Below are 18,533 nucleotides of genomic sequence, written 5' to 3' on the forward strand. Positions count from 1 at the left end.
ACATGGCACGCGACAAGACCCGCATCAAGCGCAAGGAACGCAAGAACATCGCCACCGGAGTGGCGCATGTGAACAGCTCGTTCAACAACACCAAGATCCTGATCTCGGACGTTCAGGGCAACGCGATCTCGTGGTCCTCGGCCGGCACCATGGGCTTCAAGGGGTCGCGCAAATCGACCCCCTATGCCGCCCAGATGGCCGCCGAAGACGCCGGCAAGAAGGCGCAGGAACACGGCGTCCGCACGCTGGAAGTCGAAGTCCAGGGCCCCGGCTCGGGCCGCGAATCGGCTCTGCGTGCGCTGGCCGCCGTCGGATTCAACATCACGGCCATCCGGGACGTGACGCCGATCGCGCATAACGGCTGCCGCCCGCCGAAGCGCCGCCGCGTCTGATCCGCAAGACTTTGCCGCGTTTCGCGCCGCCTGTCGGCGCGGGCGCGCTTTTCGCATTTCACCTCGGGCGTTTCCGGCCGGCGATCATGGGTCGGGAACAGGTATGGAGGCAAACGCATGATCCACAAGAATTGGGCTGAACTCATCAAGCCGACCCAGCTTGACATCAAGCCGGGCGCCGATTCGGCCCGCGTGGCCACGGTCGTGGCCGAACCGCTGGAGCGCGGCTTCGGTCTGACGCTGGGCAATGCCCTGCGCCGGGTGCTGCTGTCCTCGCTGCAGGGGGGCGCGATCACCTCGGTGCAGATCGACAATGTGCTGCACGAATTTTCGTCGGTTCCCGGTGTGCGCGAGGACGTGACCGACATCGTCCTGAACCTCAAGGGCGTGACGCTGAAAATGGATGTCGATGCGCCCAAGCGCCTCATGCTCTCGGCCAAGGGTCCGGGCGAGGTCAAGGCCGGCGAGATCCAGGAAAGCGCCGGCATCACCATCCTGAACCGCGACCATGTCATCTGTCACCTGGATGACGGGGCCGAATTGCAGATGGAACTGACCGTCTCGAACGGCAAGGGCTATGTCGCCGCCGACAAGAACCGTCCCGAGGACGCGCCCATCGGGCTGATCCCGATCGACGCGATCTTTTCGCCGGTCAAGCGGGTCAGCTACGAGGTCACGCCTACCCGCGAGGGCCAGGTGCTGGATTACGACAAGCTGACCATGCGGGTCGAAACCGATGGCTCGCTGTCGCCCGAGGATGCGGTGGCCTATGCCGCGCGCATCATTCAGGACCAGCTGTCGGTCTTTGTGAACTTCGACGAGCCGGAAGCCGCGAGCCGCTCGGAGGCCGAGGACGGTCTGGAATTCGATCCGCGGCTGCTGAAAAAGGTCGACGAGCTGGAACTGTCCGTGCGCTCGGCGAACTGCCTCAAGAACGACAATATCGTCTATATCGGCGATCTGATCCAGAAGACCGAGGCCGAGATGCTGCGCACGCCGAACTTCGGCCGCAAGTCGCTCAACGAGATCAAGGAAGTGCTCTCGGGCATGGGTCTGCATCTGGGCATGGATGTGGTCGACTGGCCGCCGGAAAACATCGAGGATCTGGCCAAGCGTTTCGACGACCAGTTCTAGGAAATCCCCGGGGGCGTCACAGGCCCGCTTTACGACCCGTGTACGCTTGCTGTACATGTGGCGCCCCCGGACCCGCCGCAAGGCATCGGGCATCGTGCCCCAAGGAGAGCGGCTTTCACGCAAGGGCCGCCGGACAAAGCAAAACGCAAGTTAGGAGAATGAAATGCGTCACGCCCGCGGCTATCGCCGCCTCAACCGTACCCACGAACACCGCAAGGCGCTGTTCGCCAATATGGCCGGCTCGCTGATCGAGCACGAGCAGATCAAGACCACCCTGCCCAAGGCCAAGGAACTGCGCCCGATCGTCGAAAAGCTGATCACGCTGGCCAAGCGCGGCGATCTGCACGCCCGCCGTCAGGCGGCGGCCCAGCTCAAGCAGGACAGCCATGTCGAAAAGCTGTTCGGCGTGCTCGGCGCCCGCTACCAGGAGCGTCAGGGCGGCTATGTCCGGGTCCTGAAGGCCGGTTTCCGCTATGGCGACATGGCGCCGATGGCGATCATCGAGCTTGTCGATCGCGACACCGACGCCAAGGGCGCGGCAGACCGCGCCCGCGTCGAGGCCGAAGAGGCTGCCGACGAATCGTAAGAAATCCAGCCGTTCCGGCAGGTTAAGAGATGGTTCAGGCCCGCAGCCGCGATCGCGGCTGCGGGCTTTTTTGCCACAGTCCGTGCCGCCGCGGCGCGGCGTTTCATGGGTAGCTTTGCCTAAGCGTTCTATTACGGGTTGTGTATCGCGTTGGAACCCGCGCATAATTTGGCAAACCATTTCGGGGGGATCTGGTTCATGCCGGAAACGCCGCTTACCCTGCGGTCATGGTTGACGCGGGGTAAGCGCGAAAAACATCGCGCAGGATTGCGGTATTGCTTGAATAGCCTGCAATCTGTGCCATTTTCCTGATAACATAAAGAAAACACAAGCTGTCCATATCGTCATGTCGTCTCGCGCGGAAATCAATGCTGCACTGGCCAAGCTGAAAAAGCTCTCTCCCGCGGGCTATTTCATCGGGCTGCATATTCGTTTTGCTGCACCTCTGATGCAGTTCCAAACCTATAACAAGGAATGGTCGCAGCGCTATTCCGAGCGTGCCTATGCCCTGCGCGATCCCACCATCGCCTGGGGGTTCTCGACGACCGGGACATGCCGCTGGAGCGTGTTGCCGATTCCGGACCCGTTCTCCATCCTGCAGGACGCGGCGGATCACGGCTTGCATTACGGGCTTGCGGTCGCGCATGGCCCGATCAAGTCGCGCACGATTGCGGATTTCGCGCATGACAAGCGGGAATTCACGGATGACGAGATCGAGGTGATCTCGGCCACGATACGACGGCTCCATGAAGTGACCGAGCCGCCGGAGAGCCTGACGAAGGCTCAGCAAGAGGCCCTTCGGTGTATCGCAGAGGGGGATCGCCATGCGGCGGCGGCTGCCAAACTTGGTATTACGGAAAGCGCCTTCAAGGCCCGTCTGATCTCTGCGCGTGAAAGGCTGATGGCGCGAACGACGGCCGAGGCGCTGCAACGCGCCAAGGATTACCGCTTGCTATAAACGGTCCGTCCACCGTTGCGGGTTACACCTGGGGGCCACCACCACCACACCCCAGGAGAAAACCACCATGCAGACCACCACACTTTCCTTCGCCAACATGCACATCCACGGCGAGCTGTTCGCCAATATCTTCCGCGCTCGCAAGCAGAGCTTCATCGACCTGAAGAAATGGCCCCTGCCGCAAGCCGACGGGATGGAGTTCGACCAGTACGACACACCGATGAGCCGCTGGGTCGCCATCCATGAAAACGGCCAGGTTCTGGCCGGCGTCCGGCTGACGCCGACCACGGCGCGTTGCGGCGTCTATTCCTACATGATCCGCGACGCGCAGGAGGATCTTCTGGGCGGCACGATTCCGCAGAACCTGCTGGATGAAAAGGCGCCGGTCGATGAAACGACATGGGAGGCGAGCCGCCTGTTCGTCGATCACTCGATCCCCAGCAGCAAGCGCCGGCGCGTGCAGATGAGCCTGATCGCCGAGATGAGCAATTCCGGCCGCGAACTGGGGGCCAGCCGCCTGCTGTGCCTGGTCAAGTCGACATGGCCGCGCTGGTTGACGCCGCGCGGTGTCGATGCCCAGGCGATGGGGCCGGTCATCTGGATCGACGACGATTACTTTCAGTGCGTCTCGATCAATCTCGCGCCCAAGATGCATTGACCGCCAACCTCCCTTCGGGGGGCTTTCGCGCCAATCCGGCGCGGCGTAACATGCCGGTCCTATGGCAGACCTGTTCGATACGACGCCCCCCGCAGGCGAATCTGCGCCTGAAAAGACCCGCCCGCTGGCCGACCGGATCAGGCCGGCGCGCCTGTCCGATGTCATCGGACAGGGCGGTGTGCTTGATGCCGATGGCCCGCTTGGCGCCATGCTGTCCTCGGGCAGCCTGTCCTCGCTGATTCTCTGGGGACCGCCGGGGGTCGGCAAGACCACCATCGCCCGCCTGCTGGCGCGCGAGACGGATCTTGCCTTCGTGCAGATCTCGGCGATCTTTTCCGGCGTGCCGGAATTGCGCAAGGTCTTCGATGCCGCCCGGCTGCGCCATCAGCAGGGGCGCGGCACATTGCTGTTCGTCGATGAAATCCACCGTTTCAACAAGGCGCAGCAGGACGGCTTTCTGCCGCATATGGAGGACGGCACCATCACGCTGGTCGGTGCCACCACCGAAAACCCCAGTTTCGAGCTGAACGCCGCGCTGCTGTCGCGCGCGCAGGTCATCGTGCTGAAGCGGCTGGACCTGATCGATCTGGAACTCTTGGCGCAGCGTGCCGAAAAGGAGTTGGCCCGGCCGCTGCCGCTGACCGGCGAGGCGCGCGACCGGCTTCTGGAAATGGCCGATGGCGACGGTCGCGCGGTTCTGAACCTGATCGAGCAGATCATGGCCTGGAAGGTGACTGGCAAGCTGGACCCCGAGCAGTTGTCGCGCCGCCTGATGCGGCGCGCGGCGAAATACGACAAATCCGGCGAAGAGCATTACAACCTGATCTCGGCCCTGCACAAATCGGTTCGCGGCAGCGATCCCGATGCCGCGCTTTACTGGCTGGGCCGCATGCTCGAGGGGGGCGAGGATCCGCGCTATCTGGCGCGGCGCATCACCCGCATGGCGGTCGAGGATATCGGCCTGGCCGATCCGGCGGCGCAGCGCCATTGCCTGGACGCCTGGGCGCTTTACGAACGCCTGGGCAGCCCCGAGGGCGAACTGGCGCTTGCGCAGGCGGTGATCTATCTGGCGCTGGCGCCGAAATCCAACGCCGGCTACAACGCCTACAAGGCGGCGCGCGATCTGGCGCGGCGCACCGGCAGCCAGATGCCGCCCGCCCATATCCTGAACGCGCCGACCTCGCTGATGAAGGATCAGGGCTATGGCGCGGGCTATCAATATGACCATGACGCCGAGAATGCCTTTTCTGGGCAGAACTATTTCCCTGACGGCATGAAGCGCCCGGTCCTGTACCTGCCGGTCGAACGCGGCTATGAGCGGGAGCTGAAAAAGCGCGTTGAATGGTTCGCCGGTCTGCGCCAGAAGCGGCGGCCAGAGGGCAAGACATGAGATATGAATTCCTGCAGGTGGCGCTTGGCGGCGCGATCGGTGCCTCGGCGCGCTATGGCGTCAATATCCTGGCCACGCGGCTGGTCCCGGGCTTTCCGCTGGGCACGCTGATCGCCAATGTGCTGGGCTGTTTCGCGATGGGGATGCTGGCCTCGCTCCTGACGCTGCGTGGCGGGCAGGATTGGGCGCCGTTCCTGCTGACCGGGCTTCTGGGCGGGTTCACCACGTTTTCGGCCTTCGCGCTGGACACGATGGTGCTGTGGGAACGCGGCGCGAGTGGCACCGCCACCGGCTATGCGCTCGCCTCGGTCACGGCCTCGCTGCTGGCGGTGATCGCGGGGCTGAGCCTTGGCCGCGGGGTGTTTGCATGAGCGGCGTGCAGACCATTCGCGTGGCCGAGGAGGAGGGCGATCAGCGCCTCGACCGCTGGCTGAAGAAGCGTTTCCCGCAACTGACCCAGGGCGCGGTGGAAAAATGGTGCCGCACCGGACAGTTGCGCGTCGATGGTGGCCGGGTCAAGGCCAATGCCCGCATCGCGCCGGGGCAGGAGGTGCGCGTGCCGCCCCTGCCGGAGGCGCCGGTCAAACCGCCGGCGGCGCCCAGGACCGCCGCCGTGAAATCATCGGATCAGCAGATGATCCAGGCCGCCGTGCTGTGGCGGGACGACCATATCATCGCGCTGAACAAGCCGCCGGGCCTGCCCTCGCAGGGGGGCTCGGGGCAGGGGGACCGGCATGTGGACGGGCTGACCGGGGCCCTGATGTTCGGCTACAAGGACCGGCCCAAGCTGGTGCACCGGCTGGACAAGGACACCTCGGGCGTGCTGCTGCTGGCGCGCACCGACCGCATCGCCCGCGCCCTGTCCGAGGCGTTCCGGCATCGCGCCACGCGCAAGATCTACTGGGCGGCGGTGGCGGGCGTGCCCAGCCCGCGCATGGGCTCGATCAAATACGGGCTGGTCAAGGCGCCCGGTCGCGGCCGCATGGGCGAGGGCGAAAAGATGGTCGCCATCCACCCCGCGCAGGTCGCCGCGACCGAGGGCGCCAAGCGGGCCCATAGCGATTATGCGGTGCTGGATGCGCTTGGCACCCGGGTCAGCTGGGCGGCGCTGGTCCCGGTCACCGGCCGCACCCATCAGTTGCGCGCCCATATGGCCGAGATGGGCCACCCGATCGTGGGCGACGGCAAATATGGCGGCTCGGGCCAGGAAAACATGGGCGATGGCTGGGGCGCGCAGCTGGGCGGAGAAATCAGCCGCAATCTGCATCTGCATGCCCGCCTGATCCGTTTCGAGCATCCGATCACCAAGAAAACCGTCACCATCACCGCGCCCTTGCCCGATCACATGCGGCGCACCTGGGCGACGCTTGGCTGGTCCGAACAGGACGTGCCCGAAGACCCATTCGCCGAGGCGCCATGAAGCTTGTCATATTCGATGTCGATGGCACGCTGGTCGACAGCCAGCAGATGATTGTCAGTTCGATGAATGCCGGCTTTGCCGCGGCCGGCCTGTCGCCCCTGCCGCGCGACACGATCCTCGCCATCGTCGGGCTGTCGCTGCCGGTGGCGGTCGCGGAGCTGGTGCCGGAGGCGTCACCCGCGCAGCAGGCGCAGGTGGTCGAGGGCTACCGCGCCGCCTATCTGGCCGCGCGCATGCATCTGGAATCGCCGCTTTATCCGGGGGCGCAGGACTGTCTGGACGCGCTTGCGATCCGCGACGACGTGCTGCTGGCGATCGCCACCGGCAAGGCGCGGCGGGGCCTCGACGCGCTGATCGAAACGCATGGCTGGGAGCGGCTGTTCATCAGCCGCCAGACCTCGGATTTCCACCCCTCGAAGCCGCATCCCGCGATGCTGCAGGCGGCGCTGGACGAGGCGGGCGTGGCCGCCGGCCGGGCCTGCATGGTGGGCGATACCGAATTCGATATCGCCATGGGCGTCGCCGCCGGCACCCGCGCGCTTGGCGTGTCATGGGGCTATCACCCGGCCGGGCGGCTGCTGGCGGCCGGCGCCGCGATGGTGGCGCCCGACTATCCGGCGCTGACACGGAGCCTGCTGGAGTGGCTCGATGAGTGAATGGAAAGCGCGCCGGTTCTGGCAGGCGGCCTCGGTCCGGGCGCTGGCCCGGGGCTGGGAGGTGCTGCTGGACGAACGCCCGCTGCGGACCCCCGGCAAGCAGCCGCTGACCCTGCCGACCCGGGCGCTGGCCGATGCCATCGCGCAGGAATGGCAGGCGCAGACCGATCTCATCGACCCCAATGCCATGCCGCTGACCCGCGCCGCGAATTCGGCCATCGAAAAGGTGATGCCGCAATTTCACGCCGTCGCCATGATGCTGGGCGAATATGGCGCGACCGATCTGCTGTGCTACCGCGCCGAGGCCCCCGAGGCGCTGATCCGCGCCCAGGCCGAGGGCTGGGACCCGCTGATCGACTGGCTGGCGACCGAGCTGCGCGCGCCGCTGCGCATCACCCATGGGGTGATCCCGGTCGATCAGGATCCGGCCGTCCTTCTGAAACTGCAGGCGGAAATCGCCGCTCTGGATGCCTATGGGCTGACGGCGCTTCACGATCTGGTCACGTTGCCCGGCTCGCTGGTTCTTGGTCTGGCGGTGCTGCGCGGCCGCGTGGACGCGCAAGCGGCCTGGCGCCTGTCCCGGATTGACGAGGAATTCCAGGCCGATAGATGGGGTCGCGACGACGAGGCGGATGCCGCGGCCGAGGGCCGGCTGGCCGCCATGCGCGCCGCCGAACGCTTCTGGAAGCTGAGCCGGGGCTAAGCCGGCTCACCGGCTTATTCCTTGACGCATCGCCGCTGATCGGCACAATGCCGCTTATGGGGGCATAAATGTTCCTTGTGAACCCGACGGGCCTGTTTTGGCAAAACCGGCCGAGACGGCGCCCGTGCGGAAGCAACAGTGAGGAAATCCATGAAAAAATCAGTACTCTTCGGCTCGGTCGCGGCGGTTGTTCTGGCCGCATCCGGCGCCATGGCGGCCGAGGGCGACACGCTGAACGAGGTCAAGACCCGTGGCGTCCTGAACTGCGGCGTGAATACCGGCCTCGTCGGTTTCGCCGCCCCGGATGCGAACGGCAACTGGTCGGGCTTTGATGTTGCTTTCTGCAAGGCGCTGGCCGCCGCGGTCCTGGGCGATGGGGAAAAGGTGAAATATGTGCCGCTGACCGGGCAGACGCGCTTTACCGCCCTGTCCTCGGGCGAGGTGGACATCCTGGCGCGCAACTCGACCTGGACCTTCCAGCGCGACACCGATCTCAAGCTCGATTTCATCGGCGTGAACTATTACGATGGTCAGGGCTTCATGGTGCGCAAGGATCAGCGCGTGACCTCGGCCAAGGAGCTGAACGGCGCCTCGATCTGCATCCAGACCGGCACCACGACCGAGCTGAACCTGGCCGATTACTTCAAGGCCAACAACATGGAATACCGGCCGGTCAACATCGACAGCAATGCCGAGGGCGAGCAGCAGTATCTGGCCCGGGCCTGCGATGCCTATACCACCGACGTGTCGGGACTGGCCGCGACCCGCGCTGCCTTTGCCGATCCGGAAAACCACATCATCCTGCCCGAGATCGTCTCGAAAGAGCCGCTTGGCCCGGCGGTGCGCCATGGCGACAACAACTGGGGCGATATCGCGCGCTGGACGCTTTACGCGCTGGTCGCGGCCGAGGAATACGGCGTCACCTCGGCCAATATCGACGAACTGGCGAAATCCTCGGGCAACCCCGAGGTTCAGCGGCTGCTGGGCGCGACCGATGAGCTGGGCACGATGATCGGCCTTGACGCCGCATGGGCGGTGCGCGCCATCAAGGCCGGCGGCAATTACGGCGAAATCTTCGCCAAGACGATCGGTGAGGAAACGCCGATCGGCCTGGCGCGCGGCTTGAACGCGCAATGGACGCAGGGCGGTCTGCTTTACGCGATGCCCTTCCGCTGATCGCGGCAAGAAGATGACGCGCGGGGGGAAACCTCCGCGCGTTCGCAAATCATAAGACCGGCAAGGCAAAGAGGCCAAAGGCCCGTTCCTGCCGCCGGAAACAGGGGGGAAAATGGTTTCATATCCGGGGGCGGAGTCTCCGCCGTTCCGATTGTCGATGCTGATCTACGACCGGCGATACCGGTCGCTGACCCTGCAGGCCGTCGTCTTCATCCTTGCGATGCTTGCCGCCAGCTGGTTCATCAACAACACGCTTCAGAACCTGGCCGCGCTTGGCAAGACGCTGAGCTTCGATTTCCTGTTCCGCCGCGCCGGCTATGACATTCCGCAGCAGCTGATCCCCTATAATTCGGACGACACGCATCTGCGCGCCGCCGTCGTCGGGTTGCTGAACACGCTGCTGGTCTCGTTCCTGGGCTGCATTACCGCGACCATCCTCGGCGTGCTGGCGGGGGTGCTGCGGCTGTCCTCGAACTGGCTGATCGCGCGGCTGATGACGGTCTATGTCGAGATCTTTCGCAATATCCCGCTGCTGCTGTGGATCCTGCTGATCCTGGCGATCTTTTCCGAGGTGCTGCCGCCGCCCAATGCCTATCGCGGCGACACCCCCGAGGCCGGGATGATCCTGTTCGAGACGATCGCGCCCACCAACCGCTATACCGCCATCCCGTCGCTTGGCATGACGAATTCGCCCGGTACCCTGACATTCGGGCGCATCGGGATCAGCTGGGCCTTCATCACCTATGCCGTGGCCTTCGTCGCGGCGGTGCTTGCGCATCGCCTGATCAGGGCGCGGGCGCAGCGGGTTCAGGACCGGACCGGCATCCGCCCGGTGACCTGGTGGATCAGCCTGTCGATCTATCTGCTGCCGCTGCTGTTCCTGACCTGGTATTTCGGCCTGCATCTGGTGCCGCCGGCGCTGCGCGGTTTCAACTTTGCCGATGGCATCAATCTGGACAACAGCTTCGTCGTGCTGTGGCTGGCGCTGACCCTTTATACCGGCGCCTTCATCGCCGAGATCACCCGCGCCGGCATCCTCGCGGTCAGCAAGGGGCAATCCGAGGCCGCCTTTGCCCTGGGCCTGCGTCCGCGCCGCACCATGTCGCTGGTGGTGCTGCCACAGGCGCTGCGGGTGATCGTGCCGCCGCTGATCTCGCAATATCTGAACCTCACCAAGAACAGCTCTTTGGCGATTGCCGTCGGCTATATGGATCTGCGCGGCACGCTGGGCGGCACGACGCTGAACCAGACCGGGCGCGAGATGGAATGCATGGTGCTGATGATGGCCGTCTATCTGGTGCTCTGCCTGGGCATCTCCAGCGGCATGAACCTGTTCAACAGCGGCGTCCGGCTGAAGGAGCGATGAGATGAGCGAGACCCATGCCCAGACCGTCGCCTATGTCCGCGACAGCATGCTGCCGCCGCAGCCGCCGCCCATGCGCAGCTCGGGCGCGGTGCTGTGGCTGCGCGCGAACCTGTTCTCGGGCCCGGTGAACATCCTGCTGACCCTGATCGGGCTCGGCATCCTGTGGCTGATCTTCGATACGCTGTGGCCCTGGCTGTCGCATTCGGTCTGGAACGCGGGCAGCATCCGGGAATGCCGCCAGATCGTTTCCGAAACCTATGGCCCCGAGGCCAATGGCGCCTGTTTCGCGGTCATCAGGGCCCGCTGGCACCAGTTCGTTCTTGGCTTCTATCCGCAGGAATTCTACTGGCGGCCGATCCTTGCCTTCGGATTGCTGTTTCTGGCGCTGGCGCCCTTGCTCTTCGGCGCCAGCGTCCGGGCGCGGCGGATCGTGCTGGCCATCGCGACCGTGCTGACCGTGCTGTCGGCGGCCATGCTGGACACCGGCCTTGCGGTGCTGGCCGGCATGACGGCGCTGATGCTGGCATGGTCGGCGCTGATCGACGCACGCCCGGGGCGGGCGCTGCTGGCCAGTCTGCTTTATCCCTTTGCCGGGGTCTGGCTGCTGTGGGGCGGGTCGCTCTGGGGGCCGGTCATGGTGCTGGCGGGCTTTGGCGTCGGCCTTGCGGTGTGGCGGGTAGCTGCGCGTTTCGGCATGCTCGCCGTGGCGGCCGGGGCGGCTGCCGCGGCGCTGTGGTGGTGGCTGGTGTCCGCGCCTCTTGCCGGGCTGCTGGCCGGGGCGGTGCCGCTGCGGCTGGTGCCGGTGACCTCGGACCAGTTCGGTGGTTTCGTGCTGTCGATCACCATCGGCATCGCCGGCATCGCGCTGTCCCTGCCCATCGGCATCGTGCTGGCGCTGGCGCGGCGTTCGGATATGCCGGTGGTCAAGATGCTGGCGGTGATGTTCATCGAGTTCATCCGCGGCGTGCCGCTGATCGCGCTCTTGTTCGTGGCCTCGCTGCTCTTGAACTATTTCCTGCCGCCCGGCACGAGTTTCGACATCGTGCTGCGCGTCATCATCATGGTGACGCTGTTTTCCGCCGCCTATGTCGCCGAGGTGATCCGCGGCGGGCTGGCCGCGCTGCCGCGCGGACAATACGAGGCCGCCGACGCGCTTGGGCTGGATTACTGGAAGGCGCAGCGCCTGATCATCCTGCCGCAGGCGCTGAAAATCTCGATCCCGGGGATCGTCTCGACCTTTATCGGCATGTTCAAGGACACCACGCTGGTCGTCTTTGTCGGCCTGTTCGATCCGCTGAAGGCGATGTCCGACACCGTCCGCGCCAGCTTCGAATGGAAAGGCGCCTATTGGGAGCCCTATTTCTTTGTCGGCGCGATCTTCTTTGTCCTGTGCTTCGGCATGTCGCGCTATTCGATGCATCTTGAGCGCCGCCTGAAGCGCGGCAACCGCTGAGGAGCCTGTCCATGAGCATGCAACCCCTGACCGCCGAAACCCGGCAAGCGGATGAGACGGCGATCGACATCGTCAAGCTCAACAAATGGTACGGCACCTTTCACGTGCTGCGCGATATCGACCTGCATGTCAGCCGCGGCGAGCGGATCGTGATCGCCGGCCCCTCGGGCTCGGGCAAGTCCACGCTGATCCGCTGCATCAACCGGCTGGAAGAGCACCAGACCGGCAAGATCGTCGTCGATGGCACCGAACTGACCCATGACCTGAAGAATATCGACAAGGTTCGCTCCGAGGTCGGCATGGTGTTTCAGCATTTCAACCTGTTCCCGCACCTGACGATTCTGGAGAACTGCACGCTGGCGCCGATCTGGGTGCGCAAGATCCCCCGGCGCGAGGCCGAGGAAACGGCGATGCATTTCCTGGAAAAGGTCAGGATCCCCGATCAGGCGCGGAAATATCCCGGCCAGCTGTCCGGCGGCCAGCAGCAGCGCGTCGCCATCGCGCGCGCGCTGTGCATGCGTCCGCGGATCATGCTGTTCGACGAGCCGACCAGCGCGCTCGACCCCGAGATGATCAAGGAGGTGCTCGACACCATGATCGAACTGGCCGAGGAGGGCATGACCATGCTCTGCGTGACCCATGAGATGGGCTTTGCCCAGGCGGTCGCGCACCGGGTGATCTTCATGGATCAGGGCCAGATCGTCGAGCAGAACACCCCGACCGAATTCTTCAACAATCCGAAATCGGAACGCACCAAGCTGTTTCTCAGCCAGATCCTGGGGCATTGACCGGCGCCATCGCCGGCGATTGCGCCTCTGCCGTCATGCGCGTGGCGGCCGGGTTTTCCCCGGATATCCGCCATGGCCGGGGCAGGGCGCGGCTGAACGGTTGCAGGCCGGGGAATGAACGGTCTATCTTGCCGCCAACCGTTGCGGAGAGAATTGACGATGAATCAGACCATCTTCCTGATGCTGGGCCTGCTTGGCCTTGTGGGAATCGGCGCGGCCGTGTCCGGCAATGACGACGACCATCCGCCGGAGGGGCCGGCCGATGATCCCCGCCTGCATCCCGATGTCAGGATCGAGGATGACGATGACGACCAGGTCCTGACCGGCACGGACGGCGACGACGGTATCGCTGGCGACGACGATGACGAGCTTTTCGACGGCCTCGCGGGCGATGACATAATCGGCGCGGGCTATGGCGATGATACCGTCATCGCCGATCCGGGCAATGACGAGATCTATCTGGGCGGCCAGCACGATATTTACGGCGAATATGACGAAGGCGCCGAGGAGGGCAATGACACCATCGATGGCGGGATTGGCCGCGACACCATCATCACCAATCTGGGCAACCATTCGGTGCTGGGCGGTGAAGGCGACGACCAGATCGAGGATTATGGCGGCTCGGTCTATATCGAGGGCGAGTCGGGTGACGACCTGATCCTGTCGGCCGATGCCTCGGACCCCGAGGCGCCCGACACGCTCCTGGGCGGCGAAGGGCGCGATACCATCCATGCCGGCGCCGGCGATCTGGTCGATGCCGGGTCCGGGTCGGATTCCATCATTCTGCGCAGCGATGCCGGCGGGCCGGCCGATATCATGCTGGGCGGCGCCGACATTCTCACCATCACCCTGGCCGAGGATTATGCCGGCGAGGAGGAGTATGAACTGGTGCAGGACGGCGAGGATGTGCGCGTGGTGCTGGACGGCGAGGAAATCGCCATCCTGCGCTCGGTTCTGGTCCGCGATGTCGATCCGATCCAGCTGGTCCGCGAAACCGCCGACGCCTGAGCCGGATCCGGAGACGGGCATTGAAAAAGGCGCGCGGGGAAGCCCGCGCGCCTTTCCCGTTGCCGGGCGGGCTCGCTGCGCTCAGACCGCGCGTTTCAGCGATTCCTCGATATAAAGCTCGCGCAGCCGGGCCGCGACAGGGCCGGGCCGGCCACCGTTCAGTGTCGCGCCGTCGATTTCCACCACCGGCAGCACGAAGGCCGAGGCCGAGGTGACAAAGGCCTCATCCGCCGCCTGCGCCTCGGCGATGGAAAAGGGGCGCTCCTCGATCTGCATCTGCGCCTCGGCGGCATAGCGCAAGAGCGATGCGCGGGTGATCCCGTGCAGGATATCGTTCGACAATTGCCGGGTGATGATCTTGCCGCCCTTGACGATATAGGCGTTGTTCGAGGTGCCCTCGGTCACCAGATCATCCTCGGTGAACCAGGCTTCATCGACGCCCCGCGCCTTGGCCTCCATCTTGGCCATCGAGGGGTAGAGCAGTTGCACCGTCTTGATGTCGCGCCGGCCCCAACGCAGATCCGGCAGGGAAATCACCCGCAGGCCGGATTTGGCGGCCGGATTGTCGGCAAGGCCGGGCTTGCTTTGCGTGAACAGCACCACCGTCTGCGGCGTGTCGGCGGGCGGATAGGCGAAATCGCGGTCGCCGGCATTGCCGCGCGTGACCTGCAGATAGATCAGCCCCTCGTCGATGTCGTTCAGCTCGATCAGCCTGCGATGGATGGCCAGCCATTCGGATTCGTCCAGCGGGTTCTCCATGCCCATTTCGTTCAGCGACCGGGTCAGGCGGTTCATATGGCCGGTGAATTCCAGGATCCGGCCATCCAGCACGCTGGTGACCTCGTAGACGCCGTCGCCCATCACGAAGCCGCGATCGAAGATCGAGACGCGGGCCTCGGTTTCCGGCAGGTATTCGCCATTCAGATAGACGGTGCGGGTCATGTCGTTCCTCTCGTGTTCGCAAGGGCGGGCGCGGCCGGTCTGTCCGGCCGTGTCCAGCGGTCCTGCGCCAGAAGCGGCAGGCCGTCAAGATTGACAAGCGGACGGCGCCGGCCGGAAACGCGGGCGGCGAGAATTGCCGCTCCGGCGATCAACCGCCTATCCGGCACGCGTGCGAGTTGACAGAGCTTCCGCCCTTCAGGCAAAAGTGATGGATCGTCAGGCAGATGTGAGGGTCGCCGGACGGAGCGGGATACCTGGGCGGCCACGCGGGGAGGCTGGCCGCCATTCAGGGGAGGAGCAGCAGGCCTTGCGTTCGTCGCAAGGCCTGTTGTTTTTGGGCCGGTGCTCTGCATGTGCTTCATGTCTATTTCATGAAAAATCTGTGACTTAGGCAAATCTGCCTATCGGGCCGGTGATCGCCGGCGCTGTGCAGGCCGTGCCGATCGCGGCCCGGCTGCGGGAACCTGTTCGCGCCCGGTGGCTGTCCGCTGCGCGGCGCCGGGGTGCGAATCGCTGATTCGGGCGGGGCTGCTGGCCGCTTGCCCGTTGAGCTATTCCTCGGCCCCCCATGCCTCGGGGATGCGGGGCGAGGCCGCGATCAGCCGCCGGGTATAGGCGTGCTGGGGATTCTCCATCACCTCGCCGGTGGTGCCGGTTTCCACCAGCCTGCCCTTTTCCATGATCAGCACCCGGTCGGTGATCCGGCGAACCACCGAAAGATCGTGGCTGATGAACAGATACGCCAGCCCGTGGCTGGCGCGCAGCCGCGCCAGCAGGTCCAGAACCTGCGCCCGGACCCGCACGTCCAACGCGCTGACCGCCTCGTCCAGCACGATCAGGCGCGGCTTGATGATCAGCGCGCGGGCAATGGCGATGCGCTGGCGCTGGCCGCCGGAAAATTCGTGGATATGGCGGCGCATGACATCGCCGGTGATGCCGACCTCGTAGAGCGCCTCGGCCACCTGCTCGCGCCAGTCGCGGGGCCGGCCGATCAGGTGAAACGGCTCGGCGACCAGCCGCTCGACCCGCCAGCGCGGATCGAAGCTGCCGAACGGGTCCTGAAACACGATCTGCATCCGCGCGCGCAGATCGGCGGGCATGGCGGGGCCGGCGCGGACCTCCTGCCCGTCCAGGGTGATGCGGCCGCCCTGCAGCGGGTCGAGGCCCAGGATGGCGCGGGTCAGGGTCGATTTCCCGCAACCCGATTCGCCGATCAGTCCCACCGATTCGCCCCGGTCGATCTGAAAGCTGACATCGTCCACCGCCCGCAGGACGCCGGCCGCTTCCCGGGCCGAGGCGCGGGGCAGGGGATATTCGCGCCGCGCGCTCTCGACCCGCAGCAGGGGCGTGCGGGGGCTGGCGCGCAGCACAAGGCGGGGCTGATGCGTGGTCGCCTGGAACAGTTGCCGGGTATAGGGATGGGCGCGGCGGCGCAACAGATCCTCGGTCGGGCCTTCCTCGACGATGACGCCGCGCTGCATGACGGCCACGCGATCCGCGATGCCTGCCACCACCGCAAGGTCATGGGTGATCAGCAGCATCGCCATGTTCTCGTTGCGCACCAGATCGCGCAGCAGGTCGAGGATCTGCGCCTGCGTGGTCACGTCCAGCGCGGTGGTCGGCTCATCCGCGATCAGCAGGTCGGGACGCTCGGCGATTGCCAGCGCAATGGCGACGCGCTGGCGCTGACCGCCCGAGAGCTCATGCGGAAACAGTGTCAGCGGAAAGCGCGGCGCCGGCAGACCGACGCGGTCCAGTCTTTCGCGCGCGCGCGCCAGCGCCGCCTTGCGGTCAAGGCGCTGGTGGATGCGCAGCGACTCGGCCACCTGCTCGCCGATGGTCATCAGCGGGTTCAGCGCCGTCATCGGTTCCTGAAAGATCATGCTGATGCGCCTGCCGCGGATGCGGCACAGCTCGCGCTCGGGCATGTCGAGCAGGTTGTCGCCGTCCAGATCGACCCGTCCCTGGGCCCGCGCCGCCGGCGGCAGCAGCCCGATGATCGCCAGCGCCGCCATGGATTTCCCCGAGCCGGATTCGCCTACCAGCCCGGTGATCCGGCCCGGCGTCAGGCGCAGGTCGATGTCATGCAGGATCTGATGCGTGCCGATGGACAGCGCAAGGTCGCGGGTCTCGATCATGGCGACCTGCGCAATCTCGGGTCCAGCGCGTCGCGCAGCCCGTCGCCCAGCAGGTTCAGCCCCAGGACGGTGATGACGATGGCCAGCCCGGGAATGACCGCGACATGGGGGGCGATGGCGAACATGGTCTGCGCCTCGGCCAGCATGCGGCCCCAGCTTGGCGTTGGCGGCTGCGCGCCCAGCCCGACATAGGACAGCCCGGCCTCGGCCAGGATGCCCATGCTGAACTGGATGGTGCCCTGCACGATCAGCAGATTGGCGATATTGGGCAGGATATGCTGGATGCTGATCCGCGCGCGCCCCTTGCCCGCCACCCGCGCCGCGCGGATATAGTCCAGCACCCAGATCGGCAGCGCCGCGCCGCGCGTGACGCGGGCGAAGACCGGGATGTTGAAGATGCCGATGGCGATGATCGCGTTCGTCGCCGACGGCCCCAGGGCGGCGGTGATCAGGATCGCGATGACAAGGCTCGGAAAGGCGAAGATCAGGTCGTTGCCGCGCATGATGATCTCGTCCAGCCAGCCGCCATGCCGCGCGGCGGCCAGAAGGCCCAGCGGCACGCCAAGACCCATGCCGATGCCGACCGCGACCAGCGCCACCGCCAGCGAGGTGCGCGCCCCCACCATGATCATCGACAGCATGTCGCGGCCCAGCTGATCGGTGCCCAGCAGATGCCCGGCCGAGGGCGGTTGCAGCTTGTCGGCGACCGCAAGCTGCAGCACGTCGCCCGGCGTCCAGACATAGGACAGAAGCGCGGCGAGCAGCGCCAGCCCCGAAAGCAGCCCGCCGACGATCAGCGACGCCCTCATTTGCGCAGCCTCGGGTCGATCAGCGCATAGCCCATATCGACCAGAAAGGTGACCAGGATGACGGTGGCGACCAGCACAAGAACCGCGCCCTGCACCACGATCAGGTCGCGCTGGTTGATGGCCTGAAAGATCAGCCGGCCAAGTCCGGGCAGGTAAAAGACATTCTCGATGATGATCGCGCCGGCCAGCAGGAACGAGAACTGCATGCCGATGATGGTGAGCACCGGGATCAGCGCATTGCGCAGCGCGTGGCGCGACAGCGCCTGTGCGCGGCTCAGGCCCTTGGCGCGGGCGGTGCGGATGTAATCCTGTCCCAGCGTCTCGACCAGCGAGGAGCGCAGCACGCGCGCGAGGATGGCGCCCTGCGGCAATGCCAGCGCGATGGCGGGCAGGATCAGCGATTTCAGCGCCTCCAGCGGATTGTCCCAGCCGGCAAAACCGCCGGCCGGAAGCCAGCGCAGATTGACCGCAAAGACCAGCACCAGCAGCATGGCGAACCAGAAATTCGGCAGCGAGATGCCGATCTGCGTGGCCCCCATCACCAATGTATCGCCCGCCCCGCCGCGACGGGCGGCGGCGAACATGCCGATCGGCAGGGCAATCGCCACGGCCAGCGCCAGCGCCATCAGCGTCAGCGGCAGCGAAACCTGCATCCGCTCGGCGATCATCCCGGCGACCGGCGTCTTGTAGGTGAAGCTGTGGCCGAAATCTCCGCTCAGCACGCCGGCGATCCAGTTGCCGTAGCGTTGCGGCAGCGGCAGGTCCAGCCCCATCTGCTCGCGCAGGGCGGCGATGGTATCGGGCTGCGCGCCGGTGCCCAGCATGTAGCTGGCCGGATCGCCCGGCACCAGTTCGACCACCAGAAAAATCAGTATCGAGGCCACAGCAAGGCTGAGACCAAGCGAGAGCACCCGACGGATCACATAGCGCCGCATGGCAAAAAGCTAGCCCTCGCT

At 65.6% G+C, this 18,533-nt stretch carries 19 protein-coding genes; 15 read left to right on the top strand and 4 right to left on the bottom strand.

Annotated elements, in window-relative coordinates:
* Window positions 1–2: 2 nt before the first annotated feature.
* The 15 genes from rpsK to IT41_RS04590 all read left to right on the top strand — a co-directional run bounded on the left by rpsK (window position 3) and on the right by IT41_RS04590 (window position 13,688).
* Window positions 3–392: a 30S ribosomal protein S11 gene (gene rpsK, locus IT41_RS04520; protein ID WP_011747123.1), complete on the top strand. Its 390-nt coding sequence runs from the start codon at window positions 3–5 to the stop codon at window positions 390–392.
* Window positions 393–509: 117 nt separating this feature from the next.
* Complete coding sequence (locus tag IT41_RS04525) at window positions 510–1,526, top strand: DNA-directed RNA polymerase subunit alpha (protein ID WP_036739018.1); 1,017 nt, start codon at window positions 510–512, stop codon at window positions 1,524–1,526.
* A gap of 163 nt (window positions 1,527–1,689) precedes the next feature.
* The gene (rplQ, locus tag IT41_RS04530; protein ID WP_036739020.1) at window positions 1,690–2,112 is read left to right on the top strand and encodes a 50S ribosomal protein L17; all 423 of its coding nucleotides are present in this window, start codon (window positions 1,690–1,692) and stop codon (window positions 2,110–2,112) included.
* 346 nt (window positions 2,113–2,458) lie between these two features.
* Window positions 2,459–3,070, top strand: coding sequence for a helix-turn-helix transcriptional regulator (locus IT41_RS04535; RefSeq protein ID WP_036739022.1), 612 nt, complete (start codon window positions 2,459–2,461; stop codon window positions 3,068–3,070).
* Between the two features lie 67 nt (window positions 3,071–3,137).
* Window positions 3,138–3,728, top strand: coding sequence for an acyl-homoserine-lactone synthase (locus tag IT41_RS04540; RefSeq protein WP_036739024.1), 591 nt, complete (start codon window positions 3,138–3,140; stop codon window positions 3,726–3,728).
* A gap of 61 nt (window positions 3,729–3,789) precedes the next feature.
* Window positions 3,790–5,118, top strand: coding sequence for a replication-associated recombination protein A (locus IT41_RS04545; protein WP_036739027.1), 1,329 nt, complete (start codon window positions 3,790–3,792; stop codon window positions 5,116–5,118).
* Complete coding sequence (crcB, locus tag IT41_RS04550; RefSeq protein WP_036739028.1) at window positions 5,115–5,489, top strand: fluoride efflux transporter CrcB; 375 nt, start codon at window positions 5,115–5,117, stop codon at window positions 5,487–5,489. Before IT41_RS04545 ends, crcB begins: the two co-directional genes overlap by 4 nt.
* Window positions 5,486–6,538, top strand: coding sequence for an RluA family pseudouridine synthase (locus IT41_RS04555; protein ID WP_036739030.1), 1,053 nt, complete (start codon window positions 5,486–5,488; stop codon window positions 6,536–6,538). The genes crcB and IT41_RS04555 overlap by 4 nt, the downstream gene beginning before the upstream one ends.
* Window positions 6,535–7,194 (top strand): HAD-IA family hydrolase, encoded by a 660-nt coding sequence (locus IT41_RS04560; protein ID WP_036739032.1) that lies wholly within the window; start codon window positions 6,535–6,537, stop codon window positions 7,192–7,194. The genes IT41_RS04555 and IT41_RS04560 overlap by 4 nt, the downstream gene beginning before the upstream one ends.
* On the top strand, window positions 7,187–7,897 hold the full coding sequence (locus IT41_RS04565; protein WP_036739034.1) for an ATP12 family chaperone protein: 711 nt from the start codon (window positions 7,187–7,189) through the stop codon (window positions 7,895–7,897). Before IT41_RS04560 ends, IT41_RS04565 begins: the two co-directional genes overlap by 8 nt.
* Before the next feature lie 150 nt (window positions 7,898–8,047).
* Window positions 8,048–9,073: an amino acid ABC transporter substrate-binding protein gene (locus tag IT41_RS04570; protein WP_036739036.1), complete on the top strand. Its 1,026-nt coding sequence runs from the start codon at window positions 8,048–8,050 to the stop codon at window positions 9,071–9,073.
* Window positions 9,074–9,185: 112 nt separating this feature from the next.
* A complete protein-coding gene (locus tag IT41_RS04575) occupies window positions 9,186–10,439 on the top strand; it encodes an amino acid ABC transporter permease (RefSeq protein WP_036739037.1) in 1,254 nt (417 codons plus the stop codon).
* 1 nt (window position 10,440) lies between these two features.
* Window positions 10,441–11,892 (top strand): amino acid ABC transporter permease, encoded by a 1,452-nt coding sequence (locus IT41_RS04580; RefSeq protein WP_036739038.1) that lies wholly within the window; start codon window positions 10,441–10,443, stop codon window positions 11,890–11,892.
* 11 nt (window positions 11,893–11,903) lie between these two features.
* Window positions 11,904–12,680, top strand: a complete 777-nt coding sequence (locus tag IT41_RS04585) for an amino acid ABC transporter ATP-binding protein (RefSeq protein ID WP_052081269.1) — start codon at window positions 11,904–11,906, stop codon at window positions 12,678–12,680.
* 159 nt (window positions 12,681–12,839) lie between these two features.
* On the top strand, window positions 12,840–13,688 hold the full coding sequence (locus IT41_RS04590; protein ID WP_139221669.1) for a calcium-binding protein: 849 nt from the start codon (window positions 12,840–12,842) through the stop codon (window positions 13,686–13,688).
* Window positions 13,689–13,769: 81 nt separating this feature from the next.
* On the opposite strand, the gene IT41_RS04595 is transcribed toward IT41_RS04590, so the two are convergent.
* The 4 genes from IT41_RS04595 to IT41_RS04610 form a co-directional block, all read right to left on the bottom strand.
* Window positions 13,770–14,630: a D-amino-acid transaminase gene (locus IT41_RS04595; protein ID WP_036739040.1), complete on the bottom strand. Its 861-nt coding sequence runs from the start codon at window positions 14,628–14,630 to the stop codon at window positions 13,770–13,772.
* A gap of 551 nt (window positions 14,631–15,181) precedes the next feature.
* Window positions 15,182–16,768 carry an ABC transporter ATP-binding protein gene (locus IT41_RS04600; protein ID WP_036739041.1) on the bottom strand — a complete coding sequence of 529 codons (1,587 nt, stop codon included), beginning with the start codon at window positions 16,766–16,768 and terminating at the stop codon, window positions 15,182–15,184.
* On the bottom strand, window positions 16,765–17,577 hold the full coding sequence (locus IT41_RS04605; protein WP_036739042.1) for an ABC transporter permease: 813 nt from the start codon (window positions 17,575–17,577) through the stop codon (window positions 16,765–16,767). The genes IT41_RS04600 and IT41_RS04605 overlap by 4 nt, the downstream gene beginning before the upstream one ends.
* Window positions 17,574–18,512: an ABC transporter permease gene (locus IT41_RS04610; protein ID WP_036739043.1), complete on the bottom strand. Its 939-nt coding sequence runs from the start codon at window positions 18,510–18,512 to the stop codon at window positions 17,574–17,576. Before IT41_RS04610 ends, IT41_RS04605 begins: the two co-directional genes overlap by 4 nt.
* Window positions 18,513–18,533 lie beyond the last annotated feature (21 nt).

This window comes from Paracoccus halophilus, assembly GCF_000763905.1.
GTDB classification, from domain to species: Bacteria; Pseudomonadota; Alphaproteobacteria; order Rhodobacterales; family Rhodobacteraceae; genus Paracoccus; species Paracoccus halophilus.